At 66.8% G+C, this 9,102-nt stretch carries 7 protein-coding genes; 4 read left to right on the top strand and 3 right to left on the bottom strand.

Going from position 1 to position 9,102, the window contains the following annotated elements; genetic code table 11:
- Window positions 1-540, top strand: a 540-nt coding sequence (locus OV207_RS05395) for a M20/M25/M40 family metallo-hydrolase (protein ID WP_267553152.1), incomplete at its 5' end; no start/stop codon positions are given.
- 23 nt (window positions 541-563) lie between these two features.
- Here the strand turns inward: OV207_RS05395 and OV207_RS05390 are convergent.
- Window positions 564-1,028: an SRPBCC family protein gene (locus OV207_RS05390; protein ID WP_267553149.1), complete on the bottom strand. Its 465-nt coding sequence runs from the start codon at window positions 1,026-1,028 to the stop codon at window positions 564-566.
- A 139-nt stretch (window positions 1,029-1,167) separates the two neighbouring features.
- The gene (locus OV207_RS05385; RefSeq protein WP_267553147.1) at window positions 1,168-2,691 is read right to left on the bottom strand and encodes a hypothetical protein; all 1,524 of its coding nucleotides are present in this window, start codon (window positions 2,689-2,691) and stop codon (window positions 1,168-1,170) included.
- 300 nt (window positions 2,692-2,991) lie between these two features.
- On the opposite strand from OV207_RS05385, the gene OV207_RS05380 reads away from it, so the two are divergent.
- Both OV207_RS05380 and OV207_RS05375 read left to right on the top strand, forming a co-directional pair.
- Window positions 2,992-3,797, top strand: a protein-coding gene (locus OV207_RS05380) for an IS5 family transposase (RefSeq protein WP_267553145.1) whose coding sequence is annotated in 2 segments (ribosomal slippage) — window positions 2,992-3,337 and window positions 3,337-3,797 — 807 coding nt in all. Because the reading frame shifts where the segments join, the coding sequence is not laid out codon by codon here.
- A gap of 196 nt (window positions 3,798-3,993) precedes the next feature.
- Entirely contained in the window at window positions 3,994-5,973 is a 1,980-nt protein-coding gene (locus tag OV207_RS05375; protein ID WP_267553144.1) for a lipase family protein, read from the top strand.
- A 107-nt stretch (window positions 5,974-6,080) separates the two neighbouring features.
- Here the strand turns inward: OV207_RS05375 and OV207_RS05370 are convergent, their stop codons facing one another.
- Window positions 6,081-6,875 (bottom strand): IS630 family transposase, encoded by a 795-nt coding sequence (locus tag OV207_RS05370; RefSeq protein WP_267553169.1) that lies wholly within the window; start codon window positions 6,873-6,875, stop codon window positions 6,081-6,083.
- A 541-nt stretch (window positions 6,876-7,416) separates the two neighbouring features.
- Here OV207_RS05370 and OV207_RS05365 point away from each other — a divergent pair.
- Window positions 7,417-8,562, top strand: a complete 1,146-nt coding sequence (locus tag OV207_RS05365; RefSeq protein WP_267553142.1) for an erythromycin esterase family protein — start codon at window positions 7,417-7,419, stop codon at window positions 8,560-8,562.
- Window positions 8,563-9,102: the final 540 nt, after the last annotated feature.

The raw sequence follows: 9,102 nt of genomic DNA, 5'->3' as shown, positions 1-9,102 counted from the left end.
GAGAAGAGCCCGCTGGAGCCGGGGGTGATCACGGTGGGCGCCATCCACGGTGGCACCAAGCACAACATCATCCCGGACGAGGTGCGCCTGCAGATCACGGTGCGCACGTACAAGCCGGAGGTCCGCAAGGCGCTGCTGGCCGGCATCGAGCGCATCGCCAAAGCGGAGGCGATGGCCTCGGGTGCGCCCCGCCCCCCCGACGTCAAGGTCACCGAGGGCACGCCCGCCACCTTCAATGATCCCGCGCTCACGACGCGGCTGGTGGGCGCGGTGGGCAAGGTGCTGGGTGAGAAGAACCTCAGCGAGGCACCGCCCAACATGGGCGGCGAGGACTTCTCCGAGTACGGCAGCGCGGGCGTGCCCTCGGTGATGATGTGGCTGGGCATCACCGAGCCCAAGCGCTTCGCGGAGGCAAAGGCCACGGGGGAGACGCTCCCCTCTCCGCACTCGCCCATCTACGCGCCGGACCGCGAGCGCACGCTGCGCACCGGCGTCACCGTGCTGACCACCTTCGCGTTGGAGCTGCTCGGGAAGCCCTGAGGGCCTTCAGCGCAGCGCCAGCGTCACAGCGAAGCGGGCGCCTCACCCTGTCCGCTGGCCCACTGGCGCGCTTCGCGCTCCAGCTTGTCGAGCGCCCCGTTCCAACCGTCGATGCAGGCATCCCTGTCCTGCTCCGACTGAAGGCCCTCGTGGACGAGCGTCAGCTGCGTACCGCCTGATTGCTCGTCGAGGGTGACGGTGACTTGCGAGGGGCCGCTCTTTTCGACATCCCAGGTGAAGGACACCTTCCGGCCGGGCTCGACCGCTCGGAATTCGCCGGTGAAGTCGTAGGTGTCGCCGTTCGGCGCGTGGGTGAGGACCCGGTACTTGCCGCCGACGCGGACCTCGAACGTCCGCACGTCGCTCGTGTCGCCGGCGTTGGGGCCCCACCAGACGGCGACCTTCGTGGGGTTCACCCAGAAATCGAAGGCCTCGGCGGCGGTGGTGGAGAGTTGCCGTTGGAGCGTGAGGCTGTGTGGACGAGGCATCGTGTCCCTCCGGTGGGCGGGTGAACAAGCTCAACGGTGCTCATGGCGCCTCGTCGCCACAATGCGAGAGGGGAGGCCGGTCGCTCGCCAGACCGCCCGTCGTCCGGCCCACGGCACGACAAGCCGTGCAACCACACCCTCAGGGTTCCTCCTCGGGCTTCTCCGCGCGGACCGTCACACCCGAGCCGTCCCGGGCATTCCAGCTCGCGACCACCCAGAGGTCGTCCGCGAACTTCATCCGGAGCTTCTGTCCCGGCTGCTCCCACGTGTAGCCAGGCCAGGACGCTTCGCTGCCTTCGGAGAAGGACGCCCCGTCCAGATCGACCAGCTCCTGGCCTTCGTGAGCGACGACGTTCGAGCAGGCGTCCCACGACAGCATTTCGGCGGAGGTGGGGCCGCTCTCTCCCAGCCTCACGAGCTCCAGGGTGTTTTCCTCGGCCGCGCCGCACGGGCCGCCCATGGGCATGCCCATCATCCAGCCGGTCTGCTTCACCACCGCTCCGGGTGTCCCATCCTCGAAGCGAAAGCCCAGCTCCATCGCTCCCGCGATCCAGGCCGCCCGGGGCTTCTGCTCCTCGCGGAACAGGAGCAGCTCCCCCGCCCTCGACGCTTCGCGCAGACCTCGCAGGCGCATGGCGTCCGCGCCCGTTGCTCGCACGGGGATGCGCACCGTGTCTGGCCCCGCGAACGGCGTGGCGGGGCCGAGCTCCCACTGGAGGAACACATGCTCCAGGACTTCGCTGGCGCTGCTCAGGCAGTACCGGTTCGAAGTGTCCGTTGGCTCCCGTGAATCCGCGGCGACGCCCCGCCACTCCTCGCCCACGCGCATGAAGTAGGGGGGAAGTCCCTCCAGGTCCTGTTGACCCAACTCCGGAACCCCGGCCAGGAGCAGCGGCTTCAGGGGTTGGGCCAGCTTCACGACATGAAAGGTGGAGGGCTCGCCCCACCGGGGAGCGGGGTGGCTGGAGCGCACGCGCTCAGGGGCTCCAGGAGGCCCCGCGTCGATGACGTCCACCCGGGCGCGCAGGGTCTCCACGCCGGTGCGTGGGACGAAGACGAGCCCTCCCGGTTGGAGCACCGCGCGGAGGTGGTAGCCGCGCTTCGTCTTCTGGACCTCGTAGCTCACATCCCCCGGCGCCAGGGAGGGAGCCAGTCCTGCCGCCGCATACAGCGGGCGATCATAGAGAACGGCCGGGCGCCCATCGCGAAACAGCCCCAGGTGCGCGAGGCCGAAGAAGGCGCGCACCCTGCGCGAGGGCGGCTTCCCAATTGATTCGCGCGCGCTCCTTTCGCTGGCGGCGCAGCGGTCCTCCGCATCGTCTTCCTCGGACAGCATGCGGATGCTGCGGTCGAGCTCCCTGGGCTTGTCCCCGCCGTTCACGGTGAACAGACCGCCCGCTTCGGTGGTGACGAAGCGCGTGGGGCCCACCGCCTTGAGATCCTCCAGCGCGAACCAGACCTCGACGTGATCGGAGTGCACGTCATCCGTCGAGGTGGAGGGCGTCGGGTCCACCACCTCCACCTCGAGCAGGAGCTGTTGGCCATCCGAGGTCAGCCGCGCCGAGGACGCGGCCTGCTTCTCTCCACGCGCCCGCAGGGGCGCGGAGAAGTCGGCGGGGGCCGCCATGAGCATCCATCCCGCCAGCAGGGCCCAGGTGCTCATGCGTGCCTCGGAAGGGAGGCAGGGGAAGGGGACGCGCTTCGGGTGTGGCAGGGCAGCCGCATGTCCCGAGCCTAAAGCAGTTTCCACGCCAGCATCAGGTCAGGGCGGACCACCGTGGCGTCACAGTGACTCAGGAGCGCGGGCACGGGGCTGCTCCTTGAGTCCCGCGCCTCTCTCCTTGGCAAGGCTGTCTGGAGTTGCCCCCGTCAAATCGAACAGCTCAGGGTTGAGAGTTAGAACACCTAACGAAAGTCAGGACTGGGCTGGTCAGCGGCAAGGGGCATCCTCAGCTTGTGGGACATGGTCCGTGAACTTGTCCCCGACGCTTTCTGGCAGCGCGTGGCGCCCCTGCTGCCTCCGCCTCGGCCCAAGAAGAAGCCCGGTCGCCCTCGGGCGGATGACCGGGCGGCGCTGGAGGCCATCGTCTTCGTGCTCCGGAGCGGCATCCCGTGGGAGATGCTGCCTCGCAAGCAGTTCGGCCTGTCGGGCATGACGGCCTGGCGCAGGTTGGAGGAATGGACCCGAGCCGGCGTGTGGGAGCAGCTTCAAGCGCGGCTCTTGGATGAACTGGGCCTTCGCGGCAAGGTGGACTTCTCCCGCGTCTCCATCGACTCCGCGTCCGTCCGGGCGTCAAAAAGGGGGCCCTCACGGGCCCAAGCCCGACGGATAGAGCGAAGGCGGGTAGCAAGCATCATCTTCTCGTAGAGGCTCACGGTCTGCCGCTCACCGAATCGGTGACAGCGGCCAACGTGCACGACACGCACGAACTCTTCCCCCTCATCGACTCCGTGCCCGCGGTGAGGATGCCTTCGGGGCAGCGGCGACAGCGGCCTGGGAAGCTTCACGGCGACAAGGCCTACGCCTCCAGGAAGAACCGGTGGGGACTTCGCCTGCGCGGCATCACTCCGCGCATCGCTCGTCCTGGCGTCGAGTCCAAGGAGCGGCTGGGACGCTACCGCTGGGTGGTGGAGCGTACGCTGGCCTGGAAGAACCAGCTGCGCAGGCTTCGGGTCCGCGACGAGCACAGGGACGATGTCCACTTCGGCTTCCTCGTCCTTGGCTGCTGCGTCATGCTCCTACGCAGGCTCTACCCTGACATTTGTTAGGTGCTCTGAAGTCTAACGCGTCCCTCGGGACGCAACCGCTTGCCTTCGGGACGCAGCACCGGGCCCCTGCCTCCGGGCGTGCGAGTCCGTCCCGACTGACCGTGCTGGTGACATCCCCTGGCATCGCGCTTGCGTAGGGACCCGGGCGGTCTCCGCGTTCCGGCGAACGCGCCCCGTCCGCCCCAGGAGCCTGTACATGCGTTCACTCGCCCTCAAAGGGTTTCAGGCCTTCACGCACAATCACAACCATCGGCGCACGCGCAGGTACGTGGGGCGTCGGCGCTTTCACGTCTCCGGGATGCGGTACATCGAGGCCCCCAAGGTCTCCAAGCTGCTCCCGCCCGAGCCCCAGCTGCCGCCCATCGGGTCACGCATCCTGGCGCTCACGATGCAAGTCATGGCAAACGTGCCGCGCGAGCACATCAAGCGGTTCAGTTCCAAGAAGCCTACGTTCGTCATTGGCAGACAGGCCCCCGGCACCGGGGAGATCGTCATGCACTTCGGGGATCTCTCCAAGGAGCAGGACCTCACGGTCTTTTGCATGCCTCCGGGGAACTACGACATCATCGAATCGCACCTGGATGGGCTCACCACCGAGCGGTTCACGACGACGCGCTCAAGCAGATCGAGCGGCTCCGTCCACAGGTCGTTGCGCGAGTCGGCCAGCATCCCGCTGGTGATGGAGGCCATGCTGCACATGGTGGACGGCATCTCCGCCATGGGCGATCTGTCCCATGATCAGGTGGACCGGACGCTGCGCGTGTCCAACATGCTGATGCGGGCCAGTGCCACCCTCCACGCGCTCCAGGAGCTGCAGGCCCGCTCCATCCTCCCGGACCTGGCCGTGGACCTCATCCTGGCCCTGGACTCGCCCATCCCCGCTGACGCCGTCCTCGACCTCATGCTGGTCCACATGCACCGGCTGTCCCTGTCGAAGACACCGGTCAGCCAGGACGTGGTGATGGCAGGCGCCAAGCTGCTGGCCGAGGTGGCCCTCCGGATGAACTACCTGGAGCCGATGCCGTACCTCACCGGCGTCCCGGACGGCCATGACCGGATGCAGTGGGCCTTCAAGGAGCTGAGCCTCGCCAGGCAAAGTTCGGACCCCGCGGTGAAGGCGCGCTTCGTGCGCGAACTCAACGAGAAGGTCATCCCGTACCTGCGCTCGGAGTTCTCCTTCTCCCAGGGGCTGGCGATGTTCCTGGCCTACCTGTCCCTGGAGCCCGGCATCCGCATCGAACGCAACGTGACGGTGTGGGAATCCGACCCCGCACTCGCGCACAAGAGCCATGCGAGGCACTTCGAACTCAAGTCCACCCTGGAGCAGGTCGTCGGCGAGCCCCTGCTCAACCGCTTCGAGTCCATGGCGCTGGAGTTCCACCCCGCCGCGAAGATCCAGTTCTGGCGCTCCATGGGCTCCAGTGCGCCGGAGTTCTATGTGGCCGCCACCGGCACCACGTCCTGGGGCAAGGACTTCGACGCGCTGTGGAAGGAGCGCAACGTCACCACGGGCGCGCTCGCCAACGTGGACCCCCTGGGCGTCGCCTACCAGGGCGTGAAGGCCATCCTCGACCCCGTCCTCCAGGAGCTGAAGAAGCTGGGTGCCACGAAGTCCAGCCGCATCACCGTGACCGGTCACAGCCTGGGCGGCGCGGTGGCCCTGCGTCTGGCCTACATGCTCAAGGCGCTGGGCTACGAAGACATCAACTGCACGGCCTTCAGCGCGCCCGCCCTGGATGAGGAGACCTTCGAGCAGATGAACTTCCGCATCGGCGCGGAGAAGGCCGCCAAGGGCATCTACCTGATCGACGACCCGAAGGACTACGCGCCCGGCGGTGGCTACCAGACGCCGCTGGGGCTGAGGATCCGCTCTGGCTTCAGCTCCTCGAAGGGAGGCCGCCTGGGCATCGTCGACTCCCAGGCGGATGACCTGCTGCTGGGGCACGGCACCCCGGGTCAGGTCTGGCGGATGATCTGCGGGGGCCCCATCCTCGGGAAGGACCCGCACGCCGAATTCAACCCCAACTCCTCCCTCTGGATCATCCGGTACTTCCGCTGCATCACGGGCCCCTTCATCTTCGCCCGCAGTCCGCTGGAGCAGGACATGGTGGCGCTGGCCCGGAAGCGGAAGGCCCAGGCGAGGCAGCAGGCGCTCCCCCCCCCGGAATCCGAGTGAAGCGGTCGGCGATGGAGCCTGGCCCTACCGCCGCTGGAACGGCTCCAGCTGGGCTGCCAGGGCCCGCTGGAAGGCGGGCCGCGCTTCACAGCGCTCCTGGTAGGCCTTCAAGGTGGGCACGCTGTCCACGAAACCCGGGCAAGCTCACCTGTGCAGCCCGTAGCCACGCCCTGACGGTGGGAGGGGCCCGTAAGCGCCTGCCGCCCGTGGGCGCGACTTGCGAGCACGGTGGGTAGCATCCAGCGCGCTGCGGGCATCCTCGTAGACGTCTGCGGTTTCCAGGACCTGCCGCGAGCGTGTCGCCAGCTTCGTTGAGCAGCCGGGTGAGGCTGTTGCCAGGTCCAGGATGCGTCGGTGTAACGGGCCGGGGTAATGGATAGCGGTCGGGTCCGCAGCACGGGGCTGGAAGTGGCCTGAGCGTTTCGCGCCTCCAGGTAGGCGTCCACCTCGCCCATCAAGGCCTCCATCTTCTTGCATCGATGGTTGCGGGTGACGTCGGCGTGGACGTCCCACCACACCCGCTCAATCCGGTTTCCCTCCGGGCCGTACGGCGGCAGGAAGTGCAGCACGATTCGCCCGTCCAGTGCCGCCAGTGCCTTCTGTTTCACCTTGCTGGAGTGGGTGGCGGCGTTGTCTAGAATGAAGTGCAGACGCTTCGCCTGGGGATAGGCTGCGGCCACCGCCCGCACCAGGTCAATGAAGAGCGCACTCGTCTTCCTCTGCCCCTTCACCCACGTCAGCCTGACGGTGCGCGCCTCCAGGGCCCCGGCCACGTACTGCTTGCGGTTGTTGCCCGGCGTCACCACCTCACGCCGCTGGCCGGGCAGCATCCAATCAGGCACGATTCTGGGATTGAGGTGCACGTCCATCTCATCCTCGTAGAGGCGTGGGAGGAGGAGCAGCGCGGAGAGGCCGCGCGCCGCCCCCGCAGGAGGTGGGGAGGCCGCTGCGTGCCTGACGGCCCGCGGGCCCAGTGCGCCTTAATCCCTCACCGGAAGTGCAGGAACTGAAGCGCCTCGGCTAAGCCCTCTCGCGCGACAACTACCTTGACGCTCACCGGTCTTGCCCATGCCCGGTCCCTCATCGGAGAGGGCCAGCGCTTCGCCACGAGGGCTCCAGAAGCGCTGCCACGGAATGGATTGGGTCGCCATGCCTCATGACCGCCTGACTGTCAGTCCGTATTTCCCTGCCTCCAGATATCGGCCCTGGTCCGCGGAAAAGTCACGTGAGCACCACCCCGGGTGAGGAGAAAAAGGGCCCGATACGTTGAAGGGCCACGCTCCGGAATCTCCGGGGCGGGCTTCTTTCGAGGTCCCCATGCCCCTGTCCTCCTCCGTCTCACCCCCTCTCATGAAAGGGACGCGAATGAGATGCCTCCTGTTCCTGCTTCCCTTGCTTGCAAGCTGTGCCTCGCCCTCCAGGGGCGCCACCGCACCGGAGACCGTGGCGGTCTCCGACGTCGACCGGCTGGTCCACGACCTTTGCGACAAGAGGATCGCGCTGCTTGGCGAGGATGGTCACCACGGAAGTGGCAGTGCCCACGCCTTCAAGGCGGAATTGACCCGCAGGCTCGTGGAGGAATGCCAATACGATGCCTTCTTCATTGAGACAGGCATCTATGACTTCCTCCATATCCAGTCAGGGGTGGAGGAGGGCCAACCCGTCAGCGACGCCGTCCTCGCGGCCGCGATTGGCGGCTTCTGGGCCAACAAGGAGGTGGCGCCCCTGATTCCGTTCCTGTCCGAGCGGATCAATGCGGGAACCCTCGTTGCTGGTGGGATTGATGATCAGCTCAACCGAGGCACCTACGCAACCCGCCAGATGACGCGGGATCTCATGTCCTTCCTGGAGGGCCCGAGGCAGGCCGAGTGCACGGAGAAGGCCGAGCGGCACGTGTTATGGAAATACGACGACGCCTCGCAGCTCACGGTGGAGAACGTGAAGTTCATCCTGGGCTGTTGGACGGAGCTGGAGTCGGTGCTCTCCAGGCCCGGAGCGGCTGCGACAGCGCGGGCCCGGCGCCAACTGCAGATGGTCCGCAACCTGGAGCGGAATTTCATCCGGCAGGTCTCCCAGATGTCCCGTACTCCGGAGCAGGGCAGGGAGGGGGACTTGATGGATTTCAACACGCGTGGCCATTCCATGTTCATGAATCTGGAGTGGCTCCTGGCCCAGTCCCCCAAGCCCAGGAAGGCGATTGTCTGGCTTGCCACCATTCACGCCGCCAAGGACCTCAAGGGCCTCGGGACGAACTATCGAAATATGGTGTCGGTTGGTTCCCATGTTCATGAGAAATTCGGTTCGCAGTCATTCGCGCTTGGTTTTTCCGCGCTCTCCGGGCGCTATGCCCTTGGCTTGTCGGATCGCACTCATACCCTCGCACCCGCACGGGCCGACTCCCTGGAGGCCTGGGCGTTTGCAAATCACACCGCGGACAACCGGTATCTGGATGGAAGCCAGCTTCGTGACCTCGGGGCCAGGGTGGCCCGCCCCCTGGATTACTCGTGGATGACGACCCCCTGGGCAACGGTCCTGGATGGACTGCTGATCTTCCGGGAAGAAACCCTCCCGCACCGGGTACCCTGGTGAGGTTCACCCAGGGCCTGCCGTGCATGCTCCAGCACGTCGTCGCGCACCGGGTCCGCGTCCCACTTCGCTCGCGGCAGCAGGTGCTGGAAGGCATGGAAACGGCAACAATTCGCGCCCACGCAATCGCAGCGGGCGGCCCACGCGGAGGTTCTTCTCGTTGACGAACCTGGCTGCCTGTGTTCGCGTGGCCTCCGCAGATTGGAGCCCCATCTCTCGCCACGAAAGAAGGTTGCGATGACGAAGCTTCTTGCTGTGACACTCTTCGCCATGGGATCGCTGATCGCGTGTGGTCCGGCCGAGGAGAGCCCGTCAGCCGAACCCGCCGCGAGCAGTTCCTCCGAAAGAATGGTGACGGGGCAGGCTCTCACGTGGCACCTCATCACTACCGAGAGCTGCCTGGACATGTGGACCCGGAGTTGTTCGGCGACCGTCCCCAGCGGCCAGTGCAACGTAACGGAAGGCTCGTCCTGCACCGGAACCCCCGCCGCTTGCTGGAAGGTCATCAACTCCCACACGGTCGAGCGGTACCGCTGCAACTGA

Source organism: Corallococcus sp. BB11-1 (assembly GCF_026626625.1).
Taxonomy (GTDB): Bacteria; Myxococcota; Myxococcia; order Myxococcales; family Myxococcaceae; genus Corallococcus; species Corallococcus soli.
The sequence above is the reverse complement of the archived record's forward strand: the minus strand, read 5'-3'. Positions and strand labels throughout refer to the sequence as shown.